Annotated in this window: 19 protein-coding genes and 1 tRNA gene; 12 read left to right on the top strand and 8 right to left on the bottom strand. The window is 67.2% G+C overall.

Translation table 11 applies throughout. The features are described from left to right. Positions 1 to 9: 9 nt before the first annotated feature. On the top strand, positions 10 to 1,440 hold the full coding sequence (locus K4043_RS17340) for a sugar porter family MFS transporter (RefSeq protein ID WP_123728946.1): 1,431 nt from the start codon (positions 10 to 12) through the stop codon (positions 1,438 to 1,440). A gap of 155 nt (positions 1,441 to 1,595) precedes the next feature. Here K4043_RS17340 and K4043_RS17335 read toward each other — a convergent pair. After that, positions 1,596 to 1,670, bottom strand: a tRNA-Glu gene (locus K4043_RS17335). 50 nt (positions 1,671 to 1,720) lie between these two features. On the opposite strand from K4043_RS17335, the gene pcnB reads away from it, so the two are divergent. The 8 genes from pcnB (at position 1,721) to K4043_RS17295 (ending at position 11,973) form a co-directional block, all read left to right on the top strand. After that, positions 1,721 to 3,088, top strand: a complete 1,368-nt coding sequence (gene pcnB / locus K4043_RS17330) for a polynucleotide adenylyltransferase PcnB (protein WP_123728947.1) — start codon at positions 1,721 to 1,723, stop codon at positions 3,086 to 3,088. 3 nt (positions 3,089 to 3,091) lie between these two features. Next, positions 3,092 to 3,580, top strand: a complete 489-nt coding sequence (folK, locus tag K4043_RS17325) for a 2-amino-4-hydroxy-6-hydroxymethyldihydropteridine diphosphokinase (RefSeq protein WP_123728948.1) — start codon at positions 3,092 to 3,094, stop codon at positions 3,578 to 3,580. 31 nt (positions 3,581 to 3,611) lie between these two features. Then, positions 3,612 to 4,427: a 3-methyl-2-oxobutanoate hydroxymethyltransferase gene (gene panB / locus K4043_RS17320; protein WP_123728949.1), complete on the top strand. Its 816-nt coding sequence runs from the start codon at positions 3,612 to 3,614 to the stop codon at positions 4,425 to 4,427. After that, positions 4,424 to 5,266: a pantoate--beta-alanine ligase gene (gene panC, locus K4043_RS17315; protein WP_265310062.1), complete on the top strand. Its 843-nt coding sequence runs from the start codon at positions 4,424 to 4,426 to the stop codon at positions 5,264 to 5,266. Before panB ends, panC begins: the two co-directional genes overlap by 4 nt. Before the next feature lie 212 nt (positions 5,267 to 5,478). After that, positions 5,479 to 5,859, top strand: coding sequence for an aspartate 1-decarboxylase (gene panD, locus K4043_RS17310; protein WP_019183273.1), 381 nt, complete (start codon positions 5,479 to 5,481; stop codon positions 5,857 to 5,859). After that, positions 5,856 to 7,370, top strand: coding sequence for a glucose-6-phosphate isomerase (gene pgi, locus K4043_RS17305; protein ID WP_265310061.1), 1,515 nt, complete (start codon positions 5,856 to 5,858; stop codon positions 7,368 to 7,370). The genes panD and pgi overlap by 4 nt, the downstream gene beginning before the upstream one ends. Positions 7,371 to 7,705: 335 nt before the next feature. Next, positions 7,706 to 10,312 (top strand): exo 1,3/1,4-beta-D-glucan glucohydrolase, encoded by a 2,607-nt coding sequence (locus K4043_RS17300; protein WP_265310060.1) that lies wholly within the window; start codon positions 7,706 to 7,708, stop codon positions 10,310 to 10,312. A gap of 98 nt (positions 10,313 to 10,410) precedes the next feature. Then, complete coding sequence (locus tag K4043_RS17295) at positions 10,411 to 11,973, top strand: sodium/sugar symporter (protein WP_265310059.1); 1,563 nt, start codon at positions 10,411 to 10,413, stop codon at positions 11,971 to 11,973. Between the two features lie 84 nt (positions 11,974 to 12,057). Here K4043_RS17295 and K4043_RS17290 read toward each other — a convergent pair whose 3' ends face one another. Continuing rightward, positions 12,058 to 12,642, bottom strand: coding sequence for a response regulator transcription factor (locus tag K4043_RS17290; RefSeq protein ID WP_123728954.1), 585 nt, complete (start codon positions 12,640 to 12,642; stop codon positions 12,058 to 12,060). Further along, positions 12,639 to 13,865, bottom strand: coding sequence for an ATP-binding protein (locus K4043_RS17285; RefSeq protein ID WP_265310058.1), 1,227 nt, complete (start codon positions 13,863 to 13,865; stop codon positions 12,639 to 12,641). The genes K4043_RS17290 and K4043_RS17285 overlap by 4 nt, the downstream gene beginning before the upstream one ends. 144 nt (positions 13,866 to 14,009) lie before the next feature. Here K4043_RS17285 and ispG point away from each other — a divergent pair, with 144 nt between their 5' ends. The 3 genes from ispG (at position 14,010) to K4043_RS17270 (ending at position 16,833) form a co-directional block, all read left to right on the top strand. Continuing rightward, positions 14,010 to 15,275, top strand: a complete 1,266-nt coding sequence (gene ispG / locus K4043_RS17280) for a flavodoxin-dependent (E)-4-hydroxy-3-methylbut-2-enyl-diphosphate synthase (RefSeq protein ID WP_123728956.1) — start codon at positions 14,010 to 14,012, stop codon at positions 15,273 to 15,275. Further along, a complete protein-coding gene (locus tag K4043_RS17275; RefSeq protein ID WP_123728957.1) occupies positions 15,256 to 15,963 on the top strand; it encodes a phosphatase PAP2 family protein in 708 nt (235 codons plus the stop codon). The genes ispG and K4043_RS17275 overlap by 20 nt, the downstream gene beginning before the upstream one ends. A gap of 222 nt (positions 15,964 to 16,185) precedes the next feature. Further along, positions 16,186 to 16,833 (top strand): response regulator, encoded by a 648-nt coding sequence (locus K4043_RS17270; RefSeq protein WP_123728958.1) that lies wholly within the window; start codon positions 16,186 to 16,188, stop codon positions 16,831 to 16,833. A 55-nt stretch (positions 16,834 to 16,888) separates the two neighbouring features. Here the strand turns inward: K4043_RS17270 and K4043_RS17265 are convergent, their stop codons facing one another. From K4043_RS17265 to zwf, 5 genes are all read right to left on the bottom strand, one after another. Further along, complete coding sequence (locus tag K4043_RS17265) at positions 16,889 to 17,548, bottom strand: bifunctional 4-hydroxy-2-oxoglutarate aldolase/2-dehydro-3-deoxy-phosphogluconate aldolase (protein ID WP_123728959.1); 660 nt, start codon at positions 17,546 to 17,548, stop codon at positions 16,889 to 16,891. A 206-nt stretch (positions 17,549 to 17,754) separates the two neighbouring features. Then, on the bottom strand, positions 17,755 to 19,671 hold the full coding sequence (gene edd / locus K4043_RS17260; protein WP_152151556.1) for a phosphogluconate dehydratase: 1,917 nt from the start codon (positions 19,669 to 19,671) through the stop codon (positions 17,755 to 17,757). Positions 19,672 to 19,716: 45 nt separating this feature from the next. Then, positions 19,717 to 20,439, bottom strand: a complete 723-nt coding sequence (gene pgl, locus K4043_RS17255) for a 6-phosphogluconolactonase (protein ID WP_123728961.1) — start codon at positions 20,437 to 20,439, stop codon at positions 19,717 to 19,719. Continuing rightward, positions 20,436 to 21,443 carry a glucokinase gene (gene glk / locus K4043_RS17250; protein WP_123728962.1) on the bottom strand — a complete coding sequence of 336 codons (1,008 nt, stop codon included), beginning with the start codon at positions 21,441 to 21,443 and terminating at the stop codon, positions 20,436 to 20,438. The genes pgl and glk overlap by 4 nt, the downstream gene beginning before the upstream one ends. After that, on the bottom strand, positions 21,440 to 22,879 hold the full coding sequence (gene zwf / locus K4043_RS17245; protein WP_123728963.1) for a glucose-6-phosphate dehydrogenase: 1,440 nt from the start codon (positions 22,877 to 22,879) through the stop codon (positions 21,440 to 21,442). The genes glk and zwf overlap by 4 nt, the downstream gene beginning before the upstream one ends. Between the last annotated feature and the right edge of the window lie 12 nt (positions 22,880 to 22,891).

The following is a 22,891-nucleotide window of genomic DNA, read 5'->3' as shown; positions in this document are numbered from 1 at the left end:
GGGGTTCCCATGTCCAGTGCTTCGCTCAGCAGTACCCGCGCCGGCAGCGGCGAGAACACCGGCTTCATCGTCCTGATCAGCTGCGTGGCCACCATCGGTGGCTTCCTGTTCGGCTTCGACAGTGGCGTGATCAACGGCACCGTCGACGGCCTGAAGGACACGTTCCAGTCCAGTTCGGCCGGGATCGGCTTCGAGGTCGCCTCGATGCTGCTCGGCTGTGCGATCGGTGCGTTCTTCGCCGGCCGCCTCGGTGACCGGCTCGGCCGTCGCGGCGTGCTGATCATCGCCGCGGTGATGTTCCTGTTCTCCGCCCTGGGGGCAGGGGCGGCACACAGCTCCACGGTGTTCATCATCGCCCGGGTGATCGGTGGCTTCGCGGTCGGTGCGGCCAGCGTGATGTCGCCGGCCTACATCGCCGAGGTGGCGTCGGCCCGGTACCGCGGCCGGCTGGCCACGGTGCAGCAGATCGCGATCATCAGCGGCCTGTTCTGCGCCTTCCTGAGCAACTTCCTGCTGGCCAAGGCCGCCGGTGCCTCCACCCAGGAGCTGTGGCTGGGGCAGGCGGCGTGGCGCTGGATGTTCTGGATGCAGGCCATTCCCTCGCTGCTGTTCCTGGGCCTGCTGCTGGTGATCCCGGAGAGCCCGCGCTTCCTGGTGGTCAAAGGGCGCCGTGACCAGGCCCTGGCGGTGCTGACCCGTCTGTACGGCGCGGCCGAGGCGCAGGCCAAGATCACCGAGATCGAAGGCTCGCTGTCCCAGGACCAGCACCGCCCGACCTTCTCGGATCTGATCAGCAAGACCACCGGCAAGCTGCGCCCGATCGTCTGGATCGGCATCGGCCTGGCGGTGTTCCAGCAGCTGGTCGGCATCAACGTCGTCTTCTATTACGGCGCGGTGCTGTGGCAGGCGGTCGGCTTCTCGGAGAATGACGCGCTGCTGATCAACGTGCTGTCCGGCGCGCTGAGCATCGGTGCCTGCCTGATCACCGTGGTGCTGATCGACCGCATCGGCCGCAAGCCGCTGCTGTGGGTCGGCTCGGTCGGCATGGCGATCTCGCTGGCCCTGGTCACCATTGCCTTCGCCAGTGGCTCGCTGGATGCCGCCGGGAAGCTTCAGCTCACTGACAACATGGGCGTGCTGGCGCTGGTGGCGGCCAACGTCTACGTGATCTTCTTCAACATGTCCTGGGGCCCGGTGATGTGGGTGATGCTGGGCGAGATGTTCCCCAACCAGATCCGCGGCTCGGGGCTGGCGGTGGCCGGCGCGGCGCAGTGGACCTCCAACTTCGCCATCACCGTGTCCTTCCCGATCCTGCTGGGCAGCATCGGCCTGGCCGGCGCCTACGGCATCTATACGGTGGCGGCGGTGATCTCGGTGTTCTTCGTGCTGCGCTTCGTCAAGGAGACCAAGGGCAAGGAACTGGAGCAGATGGAGGGCTGAGCCGCTCCGGACGGCCCCGCGCGCAGGGCAGGGGCCGGGTCGGGGAGTGCGCTCCCCGGTCCGGGCCTGGCAGGGCAGGGCAGGCGCCGCAGGCTCTGGGCCCTGAACGCAAAAAACCCCGCCGTGGCGGGGTTTTTGACTTTCTGCACCGCGACTGGTGCTCCCTAGGGGACTCGAACCCCTGTTTTAGCCTTGAGAGGGCCACGTCCTAACCATTAGACGAAGGGAGCATGCTTTGTCGCGAACTGCGCAGCGCGCTAGTATATGGACCTAGATGCCATTGGGCAATCCCGAAAACTCAACCGGAAGCGCCAACATCAATTCCTCTGCTACATCACCGTTCAGCCTGCGCGTGATCCCGCGCGATCAGCACAACATCTCCCGCAAGGACATCAGCCCCAACGCCCTGCGCGTTCTGTACCGGCTGCGTGATTCCGGGTTTGCCGGCTACCTGGTCGGCGGCGCCGTCCGCGATCTGCTGGTGAACGGCCACCCCAAGGATTTCGACGTCGCCACCGATGCGACGCCCGAGCAGGTCAAGCAGTTGTTCCGCAACTGCCGGCTGATCGGCCGCCGCTTCCGCCTGGCGCACGTGGTGTTCGGCCGCGAGATCATCGAGGTCGCCACCTTCCGCGCCAACATCGACGATGGCAGCGGCGACCGTGAGATGGAAAACGGCATGCTCGTGCGCGACAACGTGTACGGCAGCATCGAAGACGACGCGATCCGCCGCGACTTCACCTGCAACGCCCTGTACTACGCGATCGAGGATTTCTCGGTCCGCGATTACACCGGTGGCTTTGAAGATGTGCAGGCGCGCCTGATGAAGCTGATCGGTGAGCCCGAGCAGCGCTACCGCGAAGACCCGGTGCGCATGCTGCGCGCGGTGCGTCTGGCGGCCAAGCTGGGCTTCCAGATCGAAGACGCGACCGCCGAACCGCTGCCGCGCCTGGCCAATCTGCTGGCTGAGGCCGCCCCGGCGCGCCTGTTCGAGGAAGTGCTCAAGCTGTTCCTGTCCGGGCACGGCGTGGCCAGCTTCGAGGGCCTGGAGCGGTATGGCCTGCTCGACGTCATGTTCCCCGAGAGTGCCGCCGCCCTGCGCAGCAACCGCAGTGGCGCGTTGCGCCGCATGGTGATCGAAGGCCTGCACAACACCGATCTGCGCGTGGCCAATGATGAACCGGTGTCGCCGTCGTTCCTGTTCGCGCTGCTGCTGTGGCCGGCCTTCTGCCGCGCCCTGGCCAGCCTGCAGAAGCAGGGCGTCGCACTGGAAGAGGCGCAGCGCCGCGCCGCGGACCGCGTGACCCTGCACCAGTTGAGCACGATCGCCCTGCCGCGCCGCTTCTCGCTGCCGATGCAGGAAATCTGGCTGCTGCAGGGCCGCTTCAGCTCGCGCCAGCGCAAGCGCGTGATCCGGACCCTGACCCATCCGCGCTTCCGCGCCGCCTACGACTTCCTGGTCCTGCGCCAGGTCGCCTCCAGCGAGCATGAGGCCGACGTGGCGTTCTGGCGCGAGGCCCAGCTGCAGTCCGGCACCGAGCTGGATTCGGCGCTGGATGCCGCCCAGGCCGACGGTGAGGGCGAAGACGGTGCACCGCGCAAGCGTCGCCGCCGCCGCCGTCGTCCGGGTGGAGTGGCAGGCGAGTAAGCCGTGACCCTGGCCTGTATTGGATTGGGCGCCAATCTGGGGGACGCCGCGCAGACCCTGCGTGAGGCGTTCCAGGCGCTGGCGGCCCTGCCGCAGACCACACTGCGGGCGCGCTCGCAGCTGTACAGCACGCCGGCCTGGGGCAACGAAGACCAGCCGGCGTTCGTCAACGCCGCCGCCGTGCTGGAGACCGCGTTGCCCGCACCGGATCTGCTGGCGGCCCTGCTGGAGATCGAACGCCGCTTCGGCCGCGTACGCGATCCGGCCGTGCACTGGGGGCCGCGTGCACTCGATCTGGACGTGCTGCTGTATGGCGAAGAGGTGATCGATCTGCCGCAGCTGCAGGTGCCGCACCCGTATCTGCATGCACGTGCGTTCGCGTTGCTGCCCCTGGCCGAGATCGCGCCAGAGGCCGCGATTCCCGGCCATGGCCGCGTGCGGGATGCTGTGATGCGGGTCGACCCCTGCGGGATCTCCCCATTAGGAGGATAATGGGGGGCTTATCGCCACCGGTTATCAGCTCATGAGTACCCACGCAGACAGCAAGCCCTGGACCGTCCCCGCATTGGCGGAGGCCAAGCGCACGGGGCAGAAGCTGGTGATGTTGACCGCCTACGATGCCGGGTTCGCCCGCAGCTTCGATGCCAACGGCGTGGACCTGATCCTGATCGGCGACTCGCTGGGCATGGTGGTGCAGGGACACGACTCGACCCTGCCGGTGACCACCGACGACATGGTCTATCACACCCGCGCCGTGGCCCGGGTGCTGGAGCGTGCGCTGCTGGTGGCCGATCTGCCGTTCGGCGCCGATGCCACCCCGGAGCGCGCACTGGATGCCTCGCTGCGGCTGCTCCAGGCCGGTGCCGAGATGGTCAAGATCGAAGGTGCCGGCTTCAAGCTGGACATCATCCGTTACCTGGTCGAGCGCGAGATTCCGGTCTGCTCGCACCTGGGCCTGACCCCGCAGTCGGTGCTCCGCCTGGGCGGTTATCGCGTGCAGGGCCGTGGCGATGCCGCCCAGCAGCTGCGCGATGACGCCAAGGCCGCGGTCGCCGCCGGCGCCAGCCTGGTCGTGCTCGAATGCGTGCCCACGCCGGTGGCTGCCCAGGTCACCGCGGACATCAGCGTGCCCACCATCGGCATCGGTGCCGGCCCGCAGTGCGATGGCCAGGTGCTGGTGCTGCATGATTTCCTCGGTCTGGACAGCGGCCATCGCCGTCCCAAGTTCGTCAAGGATTTCCTTGCCGACGGCGGGTCGGTTGCCGGTGCGGTCCGTGCCTACGCCGACGCCGTGCGCGACGGCTCCTTCCCCGACGCAGAACACGCCTACGCCTCATGATCGATACCGTCACCGAACTGTCCCGCCTGCGCGCCGTCGTCAATGGCTGGAAGCGGGAGGGGCTGCGCGTCGCGCTGGTCCCGACCATGGGCAACCTGCACGCCGGGCACTACTCGCTGGTTACGCTGGCGCGGCAGTACGCCGACCGCGTGGTCTCCAGCGTCTTCGTCAATCCGACCCAGTTCGGCCCGAATGAAGATTTCACCCGTTACCCGCGCACGCCGGAAGCCGACACCACCGGGCTGGAGCAGGCCGGCTGTGATGTGCTGTGGCTGCCTACCGTTGAATCGATGTACCCGTTCGGCGTGGCGCTGGCGGCCAGCGTCAACGTGCCGGGCATCAGCGGTCTGCTCGAAGGCGCGCACCGCCCGGGCCATTTCGATGGGGTCTGCACCGTGGTGTCGCGCCTGTTCAACCAGGTCCAGCCGGACGTGGCGGCCTTTGGCAAGAAGGACTTCCAGCAGCTGGCGGTGATCCGCCAGATGGTGGAAGACCTGGCCTTCCCGATCCAGATCGTCGGCGGCGACATCGTGCGCGAAGACGACGGCCTGGCGATGAGCTCGCGCAACCAGTACCTCAACGCCGAGCAGCGCAGCGTCTCGACCACCATCCACCAGGTGCTGCTGGGCATGCGAGAAGGCTTCATCGCCGGCAAGACCCGCAGCCTGATCGAGGCCGAAGCGGCCGCAGCGCTGCAGGCCGCCGGCTTCCAGGTGGACTACGCCGTGGTCCGCCTGCCGGACCTGTCCGAGCCGGCCGATGCCAATGACGGCACCCGCGTGGCGCTGATCGCCGCACGGATCGGCAACACCCGGTTGATCGACAACCTGGAGTTCTGAGGGCTGCGCCCCGCCGGGTAGGGCCGCCCCGTGGGTGGCTGCTGGGCGATGCCGGACGTGCAGCCACCCATGGGGTGGCTCTACGCCGGGCCGGGTGGGGTCGTGACGATGCTGAACCGCCGGCAGCCCCCGGCATGGGCGCGCGCGCCAGCCGCTGCCGTCCGCCCCCCGGGTGCTAGAATTTCCCTTTCCTTTACCGTTGTCCCGTTGCCATGCATCTGTCCCTGCTGAAGACCAAGATCCACCGCGCCACCGTCACGCATTCCGAGCTGAACTACGAAGGTTCCATCGCCATCGATGACAACCTGCTGGCTGCGACCGGCATTCGTGAGTTCGAACAGGTGCACATCTGGGACGTCACCAACGGTGCGCGTTTCTCGACCTATGCCATCCGCGCCGAAGCCGGCAGCGGCGTGGTCTCGCTCAACGGTGGCGCCGCGCGTCACGTGCAGGTCGGCGACATCATCATCATCGCCGCCTTCGCCAGCATGAGCGAAGAAGAAGCTGACAGCTTCAAGCCGAAGTTGGTATATGTGGACGGCAAGAACCAGATCTCCCACACCAACGACACGATCCCGACACAGGCCGCATGACACAGCACAACGGATTCGACCCGCTTCATTCCCATGCCCAGCGCCTGCGTGGCGCGAGCATCCCTTCGTTGATCGCCGCCGAACCGGGCCGCGCACAATCGCTGGGGCTGCGGGTCGGTCCGTTGTACGTCAATTTCGCGCGGCAGAAGTACGACCGCGCGGCGTTGGACGCACTGCTGCAGCTGGCTGCCGAGCGCGATGTCGCCGGCGGTTTCCAGCGGTTGTTCCGTGGTGAAACGGTCAATGTGACCGAAGGCCGTGCGGCGCTGCACACCGCGCTGCGCGGCGATGCCAGCGGCGCGCCGGTGGCCGGTGAGGCCTTCGCCACCGCCGCGCAGGTGCGCCAGCAGATGGGCGAGCTGATCGCCGCGCTGGAAGCAACCAACATCACCGATATCGTCAGCGTCGGCATCGGCGGGTCGGACCTGGGTCCGCGGCTGGTCGCCGATGCGCTGCGTCCGGTCTCCGGGGCGCGCTTCCGTGTGCATTTCGTGTCGAACGTGGACGGTGCCGCGATGCAGCGCACGCTCGCCACGCTGGACCCGGCGACCACGGCCGGCATCCTGATCTCCAAGACCTTCGGCACCCAGGAAACCCTGCTCAACGGGCAGATCCTGCACGACTGGTTGGGCGGCAGCGAGCGCCTGTATGCGGTCAGTGCCAACCCGGAGCGTGCGGCCAAGGCCTTCTCGATCGCCGCCGGCCGCGTGCTGCCGATGTGGGACTGGGTGGGCGGGCGCTACTCGCTGTGGTCGGCAGTCGGTTTCCCGATCGCGTTGGCGATCGGCTTCACGCGTTTCGAGCAGCTGCTCGAGGGCGCGGCGCAGATGGACGAACACGCCCTGACCGCACCGCTGGCGCAGAACCTGCCGGTGCTGCATGCACTGACCGATATCTGGAACCGCAACCTGCTCGGCCATGCCACGCATGCGGTGATGACCTATGACCAGCGCCTGGCGCTGCTGCCGGCCTACCTGCAGCAGCTGGTGATGGAAAGCCTGGGCAAGCGCGTGCAGCTCGATGGCAGTCCGGTCGCCAGTGACACCGTACCGGTGTGGTGGGGTGGGGCGGGCACGGACGTGCAGCACAGCTTCTTCCAGGCGCTGCACCAGGGCACCAGCGTGATCCCGGCCGATTTCATCGGCTGCGTGCACAACGATGATCCCTACGTGGTCAACCACCAGGCGCTGATGGCCAACCTGCTGGCGCAGACCGAGGCGCTGGCCAATGGCCAGGGCAGCGAGGATCCCCATCGCGAGTATCCCGGTGGCCGTCCGAGCACCCTGATCCTGCTCGATGCGCTGACCCCGCAGTCGCTCGGCGCGCTGATCGCCATGTACGAACACGCCGTGTACGTGCAGTCGCTGATCTGGAACATCAACGCCTTCGACCAGTTCGGCGTGGAGCTGGGCAAGCAGCTGGCCAGCCAGTTGCTGCCCGCGCTGCAGGGCCAGGCGCATGCCATCACCGATCCGGTGACTCTGGAACTGCTGGGCCGGCTCAAGGGCTGAGCATCGGCTCATGCCGTGCCATCACGAACCGCCGGCCTGTCCGGCGGTTCTGCGTTGTGGCCGCCGGATCGCATCGCGTTCTGCGCAGTACACGCGGCAGGGGATACTGCAGCGCAACACGGATTGCCGTGCCACTCGGCCCAGGTATGCCGTAAACCGCCGTGATTGCAGGGTGGGCCATCGGTTTTGGCTATAGCCCAATCCCATACCAGCCTGCGCCGACGGCATAGCCGCGCGGTGGATTGACAGCGTGGCCCGCAACGCCAAAGGTAGGCCGTCATGGCGCGGGGAGTCGTGCCATCCGTCTGCTGCCTGTGCAATACCTGGGAGGGTACATGCCGTTGCTTTCGCTTCGTTCCAACCGGCGGTCGATCCGCCACGCCCTTGCGCTGGCCACCTCGGCCACGGTGTTGCTGCTGGCCGGCTGCGGCGGCGACACGCCGGCCACGACCGCGCAGGCTCCGGCGCCGGCTGCTGAGGCCGATGCCAACGCCATCCACCCGCAGGACTGGCCGGAACTGACCTGGCCGCTGGCCGACGACCCGGCGCTGGAGAAGCGCATCGATGCGCTGATGGCGGGCATGAGCGTGGAGCAGAAAGTCGGGCAGACCGTGCAGGGCGACATCGCCAGCATGACCCCCGATGACGTGCGCCGGTATCACATCGGCTCGGTGCTGGCCGGCGGCAACTCGGATCCGGATGGCAAGTACGATGCGCCGCCCTCGGCGTGGCTGAAGCTTGCCGATGCCTACTACGCGGCCTCGATGGATCCCGCCAGCGGCGGCCCCGGCATCCCGATCATCTTCGGTATCGATGCGGTGCACGGCCAGAGCAACATCGTCGGCGCCACGCTGTTCCCGCACAACATCGGTCTGGGCGCGACCCGCAATCCCGACCTGATGCGCCAGATCGGCCAGGTCACCGCGGTCGAAACGCGTACCACCGGCATGGAGTGGACCTTCGCACCCACCGTGGCGGTGCCGCAGGATGATCGCTGGGGCCGCACCTACGAAGGCTATTCTGAAGCGCCGGAGGTGGTGGCCAGCTTCGCCGGCAAGGTCGTGGAAGGCCTGCAGGGCGTGCCGGGCCAGCCGGGCTTCCTCGATGGCCATCACGTGATCGCCTCGGTCAAGCATTACGCCGGCGACGGTGGCACCACGCACGGCAAGGACCAGGGTGACACCCAGGTCAGCGAAGCGGTGATGCGCGACGTGCACGCCGCCGGGTATCCGCCCGCCATCCAGGCCGGTGCGCAGACCGTGATGGCCTCGTTCAACAGCTTCAATGGCGTCTCCATGCACGGCCACAAGCCGATGCTGACCGACGTGTTGAAGGGGCGCATGCACTTCGGCGGCTTCGTGGTCGGCGACTGGAACGGCCACGGCAAAGTGGCCGGCTGCACCAACGACAACTGCCCGGCCTCGTTCAATGCCGGCGTGGACATGCTGATGGCGCCCGACAGCTGGAAGGGCATCTATGAGAGCAATGTCGCTGCGGTGAAGTCTGGCGTGATCAGCATGGCGCGCCTGGATGAAGCGGTGCGTCGCATCCTGCGGGTCAAGCTGCGGCTGGGCCTGTTCGAGGCCGGCAAGCCGTCCACGCGCCCGCTGGGTGGCAAGTTCGAGCTGCTCGGCGCGCCCGAACATCGCGCGATCGCGCGCCAGGCGGTACGCGAATCGCTGGTGCTGCTGAAGAACCAGGACGGCGTCCTGCCGCTGGCGCCGAAGCAGCGCGTGCTGGTCGCCGGTGACGGTGCCGATGATCTGGGCAAGCAGTCCGGTGGCTGGACGCTCAATTGGCAGGGCACCGGCACCAAGCGTTCCGATTACCCGAATGCGGACAGCATCTGGGATGGGCTGAAGCAGCAGGTCACCGCCGCCGGTGGCAGTGCCGAGCTGGCGATCGACGGCAGGTACCGCACCAAGCCGGATGTCGCGGTGGTGGTGGTGGGCGAGAACCCGTACGCCGAGTTCCAGGGCGACATCGCCACGCTGGCCTACAAGCCGGGCGATGACAGCGATCTGCAGTTGATCAAGCGGCTCAGGAGCGAGGGCATCAAGGTGGTCACGGTGTTCCTCAGCGGCCGCCCGCTGTGGGTGAACCGCGAGATCAATGCGTCCGATGCCTTCGTTGCAGCATGGCTGCCGGGCTCGGAAGGGGCAGGCATCGCCGATGTGCTGCTGCGCAGGCCCGACGGCAGCGTGCAGCACGACTTCAAGGGAACGCTCAGCTTCTCCTGGCCGCGCACCGCCGTGCAGTACCAGAACAACGTCGGCCAGAAGGACTACGACCCGCAGTTCGCCTTCGGCTTCGGCCTGCACTATGCCGACAACGGCAACCTCGCCGCACTGCCGGAGGTCTCGGGCATCACCGGTGAGCAGGGCGATGCCGGTGTGTACTTCAACAAAGGCAAGCCGACCGCCGGTCTGGCCATGCGCCTGAGCGGGGTCAAGCAGTCGGAACTGCCGGCAGTGACGTTCCCGGCCGTGCTCAGCGACGCCAGCCTCAAGGTGTCCGCGATCGATCACAAGGCGCAGGAAGATGCGCGTCGCCTGCAGTGGTCGGGCAGTGGCAAGGCGAACATGGCGCTGCTGTCCACGCGGCCGCTGGACCTCACCCGCGAAAGCAATGGCGATGTGCAGCTGCTGCTGACCGTGCGCCGGAGCGGCGCGATCGCCGGGCCGGTGGGGCTGGCGATCGGCTGCGGCCAGGGCTGCGAAGGCAGGGTCGATCTGGCCCCCACGCTGGGCGGCATCGCCGAGGGCGAATGGCAGACGATCGGCGTGCCGTTGAAGTGTTTCGCCACGGCCGGCGCGGACCTGTCGAAGGTCGAGCGCCTGCCGGTGCTGGAGTCTTCCAACGCGCTGGACCTGTCGGTGTCGCGGATCGCGCTGGGCACCGGCAACGACGCCAAGACCGTGGTCGCCTGCGCGACCCGATGAGCCACACGGGCTCCTGCCGCCGCGGCAGGGGCTGATCGCCACCGCGCGCTGCGTTTGCCGGCGCGCGGGACGGTGCAATGTTGCATAAGGAGCATGACGTGGGATTGGCAACACTCGATGTGGCAATCGTGCTGGTGTACCTGGCCGGCATCTTCGTGCTGGCGCAATGGGTCTCGCGCGAGAAGGCCGGGCACAGCAAAAGTGCCGAAGACTATTTCCTGGCCGGGCGCTCGCTGCCGTGGTGGGCCATCGGTGCCTCGCTGATCGCGGCCAACATCTCGGCCGAGCAGATCATCGGCATGTCCGGCTCCGGCTATGCGATCGGCCTGGCCATCGCGTCCTACGAATGGATGGCCGCGCTCACCCTGCTGATCGTCGGCAAGTACTTCCTGCCGATCTTCCTGCGCAACGGCATCTACACGATGCCGCAATTCCTGCAGCAGCGGTACGGCAACCGCATCCGCACGCTGATGGCGGTGTTCTGGTTGGGGCTGTATGTCTTCGTCAACCTGACCTCGATCCTGTGGCTGGGCTCGATCGCGGTGACCGAGGTCACCGGCATGGACCAGATGCTGGCGCTGGTGCTGATCGGCGTGTTCGCGCTGCTCTACCAGTTGTACGGTGGGCTGAAGGCAGTGGCGCTGACGGACATCGTGCAGGTCTCGCTGCTGATCCTCGGGGGTCTGCTGGTGACCGCGCTGACCCTCAATGCGGTGGGGGGCGAGGCCGGCATCCTCGGCGGCTTCCAGAAACTGTGGGATCAGCATCCGGAGCACTTCCAGATGATCCTGCACCCGGACAACCCGTTCTACAAAGACCTGCCGGGTCTGAGCGTGCTGATCGGCGGGCTGTGGATCATGAATCTGAGCTACTGGGGCTTCAACCAGTACATCATCCAGCGCGCGCTGGCGGCCAAGGACATCGGCGAAGCGCAGAAGGGTGTGCTGTTCGCGGCCTTCCTGAAGCTGTTGGTGCCGCTGGTGGTCGTGGTGCCGGGCATCGCGGCGGTGGTGCTGGCGCCGGATCTGGGCAAGCCGGACCGTGCCTACCCGGCGATGATGAGCCTGTTGCCCAGCGGCATCCTCGGCCTCGTCTTCGCCGCGCTGGTGGCCGCGATCGTGGCGTCGCTGGCGTCGAAGATCAATTCGGTGGCGACCATCTTCACCCTGGATTTCTACGCCAAGGCACGCCCGCAGAGCAGTCAGACCACGCTGGTGCGCGTGGGCCGCATCGCGGCGACGGTGGCGGTGCTGGTGGCGATCGTCACGGCGCGTCCCTTGCTGGGCAGCTTCGACCAGGGCTTCCAGTACATCCAGGAATTCACCGGCTTCTTCACCCCGGGCATCACGGTGATCTTCCTGCTGGGCCTGTTCTGGAAGAAGGCCAGCGAAGCCGGTGCACTGGCGGCGGCGATCGGCTCGTTCGCCTTGTCGATCGCGCTGAAGCTGGCATGGCCGTCGCTGCCGTTCATCGACCGTGTCGGCCTGGTGTTCCTGCTGGCGCTGGTGCTGGCCGTGCTGATCTCGCTGTGGAAGCCGGCGCGCACCGGGCAGGATCTGATCCGTACCGATGACGTGCGCTACGCCACGCCGATGAGTTTCAACATCGGCGGTGCGGCGGTGATCGCGATTCTGATCGCGTTGTACACGGTGTTCTGGTAACCGCGATCACCTGCATGCGGCAAACCAAAACGGCGACCTTCGGGTCGCCGTTTCTGTCTCATGCCGTGTGGTGCGAATGATGCTTCACCGGCTTGGATCACGCTCCGGGCTGGGCCGCTTGGCCAGCTTGCGCTGCAGCGAGCGGCGGTGCATGCCGAGCAGCCGCGCCGCGGCGGACACGTTGCCGCCGGTCTCATGCATCGCCTGCTGGATGTGTTCCCACTGCAGCCTGCTGATCGGAGTCATCGCATCCGGTGGCTCCATGTCACCATCATCGGCCGGGCCATCGTCTTCCTCGCCGAGCGCGCGCAGGATCATCGGCACCGTGGCCGGCTTGGGCAGGTAGTCATCGGCGCCAAGCTTGATCGCTTCCACCGCAGTGGCGATGCTGGCATAGCCGGTCACCAGCAGGATCCGCATGTCTTCGCGCAGGGCGCGCAGCGGCTGGATCAGCGCAAGGCCGGATTCGGTACCGAGCTTGAGGTCGATCAGCGCGTAGGCCGGCGGCTGCTGCCGGGCCAGCAGCAGGGCTGATGCGGTGTCGCTGGCGGTGACGGTTTCCAACCCTTTGCGGGCCAGGCTGCGCTGCAGCGTGCGCAGGTACAGTTCGTCGTCGTCGACCAGCAGGCCATGGCTGGCCTGGCCGGGCGTGGGGGTGAAAGCGGTCATGCGGAAGTCTCCCGTGGGGACAAGGGCAGGCGGAAGCCGACGCGCGTGCCGGCGCCATTGGCCGGGCGCATCCACAGCTCGCCGTCCAAGCGTTCGATGGTGGCGTGGGACAGGGCCAGGCCCACGCCCATGCCGTCGGTCTTGCCACTGTTGAACAAGGTGCCGGGCAGTACCGCCTGGCGGGCATCGAAGCCGTGGCCGTAATCGCGCACTTCGCCGATCAGGTCATCGCCTTCGATACGCAGCGACAGATCCACCTGTGGGCGGTCGGCTTTCTCGCCGGCGTCGGCGGCATTGTTGAGCAGCACCATCAGCAGGTGCCCGATACCCGGGTCCAGCGGCAGGGTGAGCGGGGCGTCCTCATTGCGCTTCAGCGCGATGGTCGGACGCACCAGCCGCCATTGTTCCAGCACCTGCGGCAACGTCACCGGATCGCGGCCGGGGGCGTCGCCGGCGGCCGGGCGGGCGAGGGCGAGCACGCGCTCCCGGCACTGCACCAGCAGCTCGCGCAGGGTTTCCACGTCATCGCGGACCTCGCTGCTTTCAGTCTGGTCGGCGATATCGTCGGCGAGCAGGGTCATGGTCGCCAGTGGGGTATTGAGTTCATGCGCCACCGAGGCGGCGTGGGTGGCCAGCGCGACGATGCCCTCGTTGCGCACGAAGCGTTCGCGCAGCATGGCCAGCTCGTGTTCGCGCTGGCGCAGGGCGATCGCCAGCCGCGTTGCGAACACGAGCACCACCGTGGCCGACAGCAGGAAGTTGCAGACCACGCCCCACTGCTGCATCTGCGCGCCGGTGAAATAGCCGCTCGGCAGCGGCAGGCCGAACACGCCGCTTGCCGCATAGCCGATCAGGCAGGCGGCCGCCACGGCGAGGGTCCAGCGCAGGGGCAGGGCGAGCGCGGCCAGTGCGATCAGGATCAGGAACAGCGAGCCGAACGGATTGGCGATGCCACCACTCCAGCCGACCATCCAGGTCAACACGATGACATCCACCAGGATGTGGCCGAAGGCCGTCACCGGGGCGGTGTCCGGGTCCTGCACGCGCAGCTGCGCGTACAGGTTGAACAGGGTCAGCGCAGCGACGCCAGCCCAGAGCGGCAGCTGTGGCAGCGCCAGGCCCAGCACCCAGGTAGCGACCAGGATGGTAGCGGCCTGGCCGGCCACGGCCAGCCAGCGCAGGCTGCACAGGGTGCGGAGAAAGGGGGCGTCGGTACCGGTCATGTCCGCACATCGTATGCGCTCCGGGCAGGAGCTGCCTGCGACAATAGGCCGCATCCGGGGTGGGCGGTGCGAGGGCGGCACTGAACATGAGTGCCAAGCAACGGTGGACACCTACCCGCACGCTGGGCGCGCTAAAATAGGCGGATGCATGACGCCGTGACCCGACCGACCCAACCCGCCGACTCCGCCGTGTGGGCCCGCCGCCAGACCCAGCCCGTCCGTATCGGCGGCGTGGTCGTGGGTGGGGGCCATCCCGTGGTGGTGCAGTCCATGACCAACACCGACACCGCCGATGTCGCCTCCAGCGTGAAGCAGGTCGCTGAACTGTGGCGTGCGGGCTCGGAGATGGTGCGGTTGACCGTCAACAATCCTGAGTCGGCCGCGGCCATCCCGCGGATCGTGGAAAAGCTGCAGATGATGGGGATTGATGTCCCCCTGATCGGCGACTTCCATTACAACGGCCATCAGCTGCTGACCCAGGAACCGGCCTGCGCCGAGGCCCTGGCCAAGTACCGGATCAATCCGGGCAACGTCGGCTTCGGCAAGAAGAAAGACACCCAGTTCGCGCAGCTGATCGAGTTTGCGATCCGCTACAACAAGCCGGTCCGCATCGGCGCCAACTGGGGCTCGCTGGACCAGTCCCTGGCCGCGCGCCTGATGGACGAGAACAGCAAGCTCGCGCAGCCCTGGGATGCCGGTCGGGTACTGCGTGAAGCGCTGATCCGCTCGGCGCTGGATTCGGCGGAGACCGCCGTGGAGCTGGGCCTGCCGCGCGACCGCATCGTGCTGTCGGCCAAGGTCAGTGGCGTGCAGGAGCTGATCGCGGTGTACCGCGACCTGGCCCAGCGCTCGGATTTCGCCCTCCACCTGGGCCTGACCGAAGCCGGCATCGGCAGCAAGGGCATCGTCGCCTCCTCGGCGGCGCTGGCGGTGCTGCTGCAGGAGGGTATCGGCGACACCATCCGTATTTCGCTGACCCCCGAACCGGGCCAGTCGCGCACGGCCGAAGTGATCGTTGCGCAGGAGCTGCTGCAGACCACCGGGCAGCGGGCTTTCACCCCACTGGTCACGGCCTGCCCCGGCTGCGGCCGGACCACCTCGGAGTTCTTCCAGGAGCTGGCCAAGGTCGTGCAGAACCACGTGCGCGAGAAAATGCCGGTCTGGAAGGTGAGCCACCCGGGTGCGGAGAACATGACCCTGGCGGTCATGGGCTGCATCGTCAACGGGCCGGGCGAATCGCGCCATGCCAACATCGGCATCTCGCTGCCGGGCACGGGTGAAACGCCGGCCGCGCCGGTGTTCGTGGATGGCGAGAAGACGGTCACCCTGCGCGGCGAGAACATTGCCCAGGACTTCGTCACGCTGATCGATGAGTACGTCGAACGCACCTATGTCCGACGCGTTGGATAAGCCGGCGGTGCTGGCCGCGCCGGAGCCGGCCGCCGGCGTCCGCCACTGGATGGGCCGCAACGCATGGCGCTTCGTGCTGCTGTTTGTGGGCGTGTTGCTGCCGTTGGCCGGCTTCGTGGCCCTGGCCGATGAAGTGCACGAGCTGGAGGCGATCTACTTCGACGACCTGTTGTTGTGGAAGCTGCACGCGCTGCATTCGCCGGGCCTGGACCGCTTCTTCGTGCTGCTGTCCAAGCTGGGCTACGAGTGGTTCCTGATTCCGGCCGACGTGCTGATCGTGGGCCTGCTTGCCTGGCGCAGACGCTGGCGCGAGGCCAGTTTCGTCGCGATCTGCTTTGCCGGCTCGGCCCTGTTGAACCTGGGCAGCAAGCGCTTCTTCCAGCGCGACCGGCCCAGCCTGTGGGAGTCCATCGCCCCGGAGAGCACCTTCAGCTTCCCCAGCGGCCACGCCATGGGCTCGATGACCTTGGCCGTCACGCTGATGCTGTTGGCCTGGAACACCCGCTGGCGCTGGCCGGTGGCCCTTGCCGCGCTTACCTTTGCGGTCCTGGTGAGCGTCTCGCGCATGTACCTGGGGGTGCATTACCCCTCCGACATCCTGGCCGGCTGGTGTGCTGCCCTGGTGTGGGTGGTAGGGTGCTTCCTGGTCATGTTCCGCCGCCGGCATCCGTGGCGGCACCGCCACTGAGGGCATTACGGCGGTAAACTGGCCGAAAACGGCATGAAGGCCGGCCGCATCGATAGGCTGTCCCTTTGGAACAGGCTAGGATGAGAGGCGCAGGGGGAGGGGCAGGACAGCATGTCTGTGATGCGCGGACCAGAACGCGATGATGGGGAACCCGGTTCCTTGTGATCGACACATCCCGCGGCTAGGCTTGCCCCCGTTCACAGTGTTTGACGAGGTTGGCGGATGACGATTCGAGTGTATCTGGTGGACGATCATGCTCTGGTGCGTACGGGCATGAAGATGATCCTCTCCAACGAGACCGACATCGAGGTAGTCGGTGAGGCGGAGAGCGGTGAAGATGCGCTGCCGGATATCCGCCGCCTGCGGCCCGACGTCGTGCTGTGCGATCTGCACCTGCCGGGCGTGAGTGGCATGGAAGTCACCGAGCGCGTGGTCCGTGGCGATCACGGCACCCGCGTGGTGATCGTCTCCGTGCTTGAAGATGGCCCGATGCCCAAGCGCCTGCTCGAAGCCGGCGCGTCCGGTTACATCGGCAAGGCCTGCGATGCACAGGAACTGCTGCGCGCGGTGCGTGATGCCGCACTCGGCCGCCGTTACCTGGGCAACAGCATCGCGCAGAACCTGGCGTTGTCGAACGTGGAAGGCAACCATTCGCCATTCGACACCCTGTCCCCACGCGAACTGGAAGTGGCGCTGCTGCTCACCCAGGGCCTGCGCCAGGAAGACATCGCCAAGCGCCTGAGCCTGAGTGCGAAAACCGTCAACACGCACAAGGCCCGCCTGTTCGAGAAGATGGGCATCAACGACAACATCGCGCTGGCGCGCATGGCCAGCCAGTATGGCCTGGTGAATCCGGCACGCCCGATGTAATCCGCGCACGAGATGGCCGACAAAAAAACGCCCGGGCATGCCCGGGCGTTTTCGTTCAGTGCGCGCGCACCCGCGCCACGATCTTCGCGGCCTGGGCCGCACTCTCGCGCACCTTGTCCCACTCGCCGCGCTCGATCCAACCGCCCGGCACCATCCACGAACCGCCGATGCAGACCACGTTCTTCTGCTCCAGATACTCGGCTGCCGTGTCTTCGGTGATGCCGCCAGTCGGGCACAGTTTCAGGTCCGGAATCGGACCGGCCAGACCCTTGATCATCGCCAGCCCGCCCACGGCCGAGGCCGGGAACAACTTGCAGACCCGGAAGCCGCGCGCATACAGCGCCAGCATTTCCGTCGGCGAGGCCGCGCCCGGCACCACTGGCAGCGGCGCCTGCGCCAACGCATCGGCCATATGCGCCGGCGTACCCGGCGTGACCAGGAAATCCGCACCCGCATCGATCGACTGCTGCATCTGCGCCACGGTCAACACCGTGCCCGCACCCACCACCACGTCCGGCAGCTCGCGCTTGAGCATGGCGAGCGCGTCCATCGCCACCGGCGTACGCAGCGTCAGCTCGATCGCCGGCAGCCCGCCCTCCAACAACGCCGCACTGACCGCACGGGCCTGATCCAGCGTATGCACGGTCACCACCGGCAGAATGCCGGCAGCCTTCAACAGGGTTTCAGCGCGTTTCTGATGTTCGGCGATGCTCATGCGTTTCCAATCCTTCTTTTCATCAATGTCAGCAGCGCAAACGAGGCGCCGAAATGTGTCGGGAGGCAGCGGGATGGCCCCAACCAGGACCGTCAAGCGGCATGGATGCCGCTTAACGAGCCCCCATGGATGGGTTCACGGCGCGTCCTGGTTGGGGCCGTCCCGCTGCCTCAACCAGAACACCCGGCCGCCGCTTTTGCGTCAGCTCACGCGTCCTTACCCTCATGCGGCGCATCCGCAGCCGCCGCATCGTGCCCAAGCTCATATTCCGCATCGTAATTCCAGATGCTGCCGTCATCGGCCGCCGGCCCGCACGAAATCGACATCGCCCCCTGATCGGCCGGACCCACCAGGCGGCGGCTCATCGCGAACAGATTGCGGCCCAGATCATGCGCCGCCGGCGCGGTGTTCGGCGCCGGCTCACGTGCCGCGAATTCCGCCGCATCCACCAACAGCTCCAGCGTGCCGGCCTCACCATCCAGACGGATGATGTCGCCCTCGCGCACCCGTGCCAGCGGACCGCCACGCGAGGCTTCCGGCGTCATATGGATCGCCGCCGGGAACTTGCCCGACGCACCTGACAGACGACCATCGGTGACCAGCGCCACGCGACGGCCCTGGTTCTGCAGCAGGCCCAGCAGCGGCGCCAGCGAATGCAGCTCCGGCATGCCATTGGAGCGCGGGCCCTGGTAACGGACCACCGCCACGAAATCGTGCGGCAGTACACCGGCGGCGTGCAACTTGTTCAGCACCTGCGGCGCATCGACGACCACCGCCGGTGCTTCGATCGTGCGGAACTCCGGCTTCACCGCCGACAGCTTGATCAGCGAACGGCCGAGGTTGCCGCGCAGCAGGCGCAGGCCGCCCTGCGACTCGAACGGATTGGCCACGCCGCGCACCACATCCGGATCGGCACTCTCGCGCACGCCATCGATGTAGGTCAGCTTGCCGTCGCGCAGTGCCGGCTCTTGGCCGTACTGGTGCATGCCGCCTTCGGCCACGGTCTGCAGGTCGGCATGCATCAGGCCGGCCTCCATCAGCTCGCGGAACACGAACGCGGTGCCGCCGGCCGCGGCGAAGCGGTTCACGTCGGCTTCGCCGTTCGGATAGACCCGGGCCAGCAACGGGATCAGCTGCGAGAGCTGGTCCATGTCGTCCCAGGTCAGCACGATGCCGGCCGCACGCGCTACTGCGATCCAGTGGATGGTGTGGTTGGTCGAGCCGCCGGTGGCCATCAGGGTGACCACCGCGTTGACGATCGCGCGCTCGTCGATCAGGCGGCCGAGCGGACGGAAGTCGTCGCCCAGGGCACTGATTTCCAGTGCGCGTACTGCCGCGTGGCGGGTCAGTGCATCGCGCAGCGGCGTATCCGGATTGACGAACGAGGCGCCCGGCATCTGCACGCCCATCGCCTCGAGCAGGGTCTGGTTGGAATTGGCGGTGCCGTAGAAGGTGCAGGTGCCGGCGCCATGGTACGAAGCGGCTTCGGCTTCCAGCAGTTCCTCGCGGGTCGCCTGGCCGGCCGCATAGCGCTCGCGCACTTCGGCCTTCTGCTTGTTCGGGATGCCCGGGGTCATCGGGCCGGCCGGCAGGAAGATCGCCGGCAGGTGACCGAAGGCCAGCGCGCCGATCAGCAGGCCGGGCACGATCTTGTCGCAGACGCCGAGGTAGACACTGGCGTCGAACATGTCATGGCTCAGGCCGATCGCGGTCGACTGGGCGATCACATCACGCGAGAACAGCGACAGTTCCATGCCGCCGCGGCCCTGGGTGACGCCGTCGCACATCGCCGGCACGCCACCGGCTACCTGTGCGGTCGCACCGAGTTCCCGCGCGGTCTCGCGCAGGATCTCCGGGTAGTGCTCGAACGGCTGATGCGCCGAGAGCATGTCGTTGTACGCGGTGATGATGCCCAGGTTGGGCGTCACGCCGCCGCGCAGGCGCGACTTGTCGGTCGGGCCGCACGCGGCGAACCCGTGGGCGAGGTTGCCGCAGCTCAGGCGCGAACGGAACGGACCGTCGCGCAGTGCCGCGTCGACACCGGCCAGGTAGGCGGCGCGGGAGGCGACGCTGCGCTGGACGATGCGCTCGGTGATGGCATGGAGTTTGGGATGCAGGCTCATTGGCTACCGGCTATGAGAAGGCGAACGGAACAACACCGGGGCAACTCAGTCACACCAGTGGACGCGCAGTTTCGCGCCGTCGAGATCGATCGCATTGAGGATGGGATACAGCTGCGGATTGTTGCTTTCCAGCGCGTGCTTGAGCACTTCCAGCTTCTGCTTGCCACGCAGCAGCAACAGGCGCTGGCGGCTCTGCTTCAAGCCATGCGGGGTGAGGGTGATGCGCAGCGGCCATTGATTGGCACCGGGGCAGCCGGTGGCGTCCAGCGCTGCGTAGGGCAGGGTGCTTTCCAATGCGCGGGTCAGATCCTTCGAACCCGGGAACAGCGAGGCGGTGTGGCCGTCGTTGCCCATGCCAATCACGCTCAGGCACGGCCGCTGGCTGTGCTGAGCCTGCAGGTTGGCGCTGTAGACGCATTCGGGCAGCGGCTTGCCGACCCGCACCAGCGGATCGAAATGCGCGCCTTCGGCACGGGTGAGGAAACTCTCCCGCACCAGCCAGGCATTGCTGTCGCGATCCTGCGGTGACAGCCAGCGCTCATCGACCAGGCTCACTTCCACCCGGTCCCATTGAACGTCCAGCTCGGCCAGTGCCTGGTAGATCGGCGCCGGCGTGGTGCCGCCGGAGAGCAGCATGCGCGCCCGGCCGAATTCGGCAATGTCACGGTTGAGCTCGGCGGCCATTTCAGCGGCCACGGCCTCGATCCAGCCATCGGCATCGCCATGGCGGATCAGGGTGAAACGATCGGACGTATCCAGGGTATTCATGCAGTGCCTCCCGGCAGATCGCGTTCCACATCCGCCGCATACGCGGCCGCGCCGAGCAGGCCCGGGCTGGGGTGCATCACGGCCAGTGACGGCACCTTGGACATGATCGAAGAGAAGCGGCCCTTGTGTTCAAAGCGCTGGCGGAAGCCGGAGTGCTGCAGTGAATCCAGCATCTTCGGCACCAGGCCGCCGGTCAGGAACACGCCATCCCAGGCGCCCTGCATCAGCACCAGGTCACCGGCGATCGCGCCGAACACCGCGCAGAACACATCCACGGTCCGCATCGCCTGCGGGTCGCCATGCAGCGCACGCGCGGTGACGTCCACCGGCTGCAGCTGGCCCGGGTCGATGCCGGCCATCTCGCACACCGCGCGATGGATGTTGACCAGCCCGGGGCCACAGATCAGGCGCTCATTGGAGACACGGCCGAACTGCTCGGAGAGGATCTCCAGGATGCGGATCTCTTCCGGCGTGCCCGGCGGGAAGCTGACGTGGCCACCCTCGGTTTCCAGCGGATAGCAGCGGCCGTGGCGCAGGATCAAGCCGCCCACGCCCAGCCCGGTGCCCGGACCGATCACCGCATAGTTGCGCGGCTGGCCGGGCTTGCCCGGCACCCACGCTGCGCCGCCGACCTGGATCACGTCCTGCGGCTGCAGCAGCGAAATGGCCATCGCCTGGGCGGCGAAGTCGTTGATCAGGTGCAGTTCGTCGAAGCCGAGCATGTGCGCGGTGCGCATGCGCGAAATCACCCAGGGGTGATTGGTGATGCGCGCCTCGTCGCCGTCCACGCGGCCGGCCACGGCGAACACCCCGCGTTTGGCCTGCGCGCCGATCTCTTCCAGGTAATGGCGTGCCGCTTCACCCAGCGAGGGGAACTCGGCGACGCGGAACTCGCGGATGCTGTCCTGCTGCAGCGGGGCATCGAGTGAGGTATCGGCAAGCGCGAAGCGTGCGTTGGTACCGCCGATGTCCGCCACGAGGACCGGTTGGGACACCAGCGTCATGCCTGGCCACCACGGCCAGCCTCGGCATCCACATCGGCCGGCAGGAAGCCAGCCGCTTCCTGCGGTCCCCATTCACCAGCCGGGTAGGGCTGCAGCGGCAGGCTGGCCGCTTTCCAGGCATCGCTGACGCTGTCGATCCAGGCCCATGCGGCGCGCACTTCGTCATCGCGCACGAACAGCGCATGGTTGCCGTTGAAGGCATCCAGGAACAGGCGTTCATAGGCGATGCGGCGATGCAGGCCGGTGGGTACGGACAGTTCCAGTTCCAGCGGGTGCAGTTCCAGCGCGCCCCATTCCGGGCCCGCCAACGAGCTCATCAGGCCCAGCTCGATGTTTTCCTGTGGCTGCAGCTGGAAGGTGATGCGGTTCGGCGTGGCGTTGCCGCGGGCTGGACGTTCGAACAGCCAATGCGTGACCGGCTTGAGGTTGACCACCACGCGCGTGGTGCGCTCGGCCAGGCGCTTGCCGGTGACCAGGTGGAACGGCACACCACTCCAGCGCCAGTTGTCGATATGCGCGGTGACCCCGGCGAAGGTTTCCACGTCGCTGCCTTCCGGCGGCTGGTAGGCCTGCGCAGGCTGCCCGTTGATGGTGCCGGCGGTATAGCGGCCGCGCACGCTGTCACGTGCGGCGTGCTTGGCGTCCAGCGGGCGCAGGGCGCGCAGCACTTTGACCTTTTCATCGCGGATGCGGTCGGCTTCCAGCGACGCTGGCGGTTCCATCGCGACCAGGCACAGCAGCTGCAGGATGTGGCTCTGGACCATGTCGCGCAGTGCGCCGGAGCGGGCGTAGTACGCGTCACGGCCATCCACACCCTCGCTCTCGGCGACCAGGATGTGCACCGACTCGATGTAGTTACGGTTCCAGACCGCCTCGAGCAGCGTGTTGCCGAAGCGCAGCGCGATCAGGTTCTGCACCGCGGCCTTGCCCAGGTAGTGATCCAGGCGGAATACGCGGTCTTCGTCGATCCACTGGCCGATGGTGGAGATGATCTCCTCGGCGCTGGCGCTGTCGCTGCCGATCGGCTTTTCCAGCATCAGCCGGTGCGGTGCGGCCAGTGCGCCGCCCTTGGCCAGGCCTTCGCAGGTGGAGATGTACAGGCCCGGCGGAATCGCCAGGTAGCTCACGCAGTGGCGGTCGACCAGGTCATGCACCGATTCGGCCACGGACTCGGGATTGCGCAGGTCCACCGAGCGGTAGTCGATGCGCTGCAGCAGCGAGTGGATGTCGTCCTGGCTGGCCATCGGCATGGCCTGCTGCAGGCGCGGCCGCAGGATCTCGCGGAAGGCCTCGGTGTCGTGCGGCGACAATGCCAGCGCACGGACCTTGAAGTCTTCGGGGAGCAGACCGTCGCCGAGCAATCGCAGCAGCGAGGGGAACAGATAGCGCTGGGCCAGGTCGCCTGTGGCGCCAAACAGGAAAAGGGTGTCGTGCATCGCTCGAGTTTC

It is taken from the genome of Stenotrophomonas sp. SRS1 (genome assembly GCF_026130205.1).
Lineage (GTDB): Bacteria > Pseudomonadota > Gammaproteobacteria > Xanthomonadales > Xanthomonadaceae > Stenotrophomonas > Stenotrophomonas rhizophila_B.
This window is presented reverse-complemented; position numbering and strand designations above follow the sequence as displayed.

Excerpts from the sequence above, each read along its gene's own strand:
- K4043_RS17340 (WP_123728946.1), top strand. The coding sequence starts at position 10 with ATGTCCAGTGCTTCGCTCAGCAGTACCCGCGCCGGCAGCGGCGAGAAC.
- pgl (WP_123728961.1), bottom strand. The coding sequence starts at position 20,439 with ATGAATACCCTGGATACGTCCGATCGTTTCACCCTGATCCGCCATGGC.
- ispG (WP_123728956.1), top strand. The coding sequence starts at position 14,010 with ATGCATGACGCCGTGACCCGACCGACCCAACCCGCCGACTCCGCCGTG.
- K4043_RS17265 (WP_123728959.1), bottom strand. The coding sequence starts at position 17,548 with ATGAGCATCGCCGAACATCAGAAACGCGCTGAAACCCTGTTGAAGGCT.
- panD (WP_019183273.1), top strand. The coding sequence starts at position 5,479 with ATGCATCTGTCCCTGCTGAAGACCAAGATCCACCGCGCCACCGTCACG.
- K4043_RS17275 (WP_123728957.1), top strand. The coding sequence starts at position 15,256 with ATGTCCGACGCGTTGGATAAGCCGGCGGTGCTGGCCGCGCCGGAGCCG.
- panC (WP_265310062.1), top strand. The coding sequence starts at position 4,424 with ATGATCGATACCGTCACCGAACTGTCCCGCCTGCGCGCCGTCGTCAAT.
- K4043_RS17290 (WP_123728954.1), bottom strand. The coding sequence starts at position 12,642 with ATGACCGCTTTCACCCCCACGCCCGGCCAGGCCAGCCATGGCCTGCTG.
- K4043_RS17270 (WP_123728958.1), top strand. The coding sequence starts at position 16,186 with ATGACGATTCGAGTGTATCTGGTGGACGATCATGCTCTGGTGCGTACG.
- pgi (WP_265310061.1), top strand. The coding sequence starts at position 5,856 with ATGACACAGCACAACGGATTCGACCCGCTTCATTCCCATGCCCAGCGC.
- K4043_RS17300 (WP_265310060.1), top strand. The coding sequence starts at position 7,706 with ATGCCGTTGCTTTCGCTTCGTTCCAACCGGCGGTCGATCCGCCACGCC.
- glk (WP_123728962.1), bottom strand. The coding sequence starts at position 21,443 with ATGACGCTGGTGTCCCAACCGGTCCTCGTGGCGGACATCGGCGGTACC.
- edd (WP_152151556.1), bottom strand. The coding sequence starts at position 19,671 with ATGAGCCTGCATCCCAAACTCCATGCCATCACCGAGCGCATCGTCCAG.
- panB (WP_123728949.1), top strand. The coding sequence starts at position 3,612 with ATGAGTACCCACGCAGACAGCAAGCCCTGGACCGTCCCCGCATTGGCG.
- K4043_RS17285 (WP_265310058.1), bottom strand. The coding sequence starts at position 13,865 with ATGACCGGTACCGACGCCCCCTTTCTCCGCACCCTGTGCAGCCTGCGC.
- zwf (WP_123728963.1), bottom strand. The coding sequence starts at position 22,879 with ATGCACGACACCCTTTTCCTGTTTGGCGCCACAGGCGACCTGGCCCAG.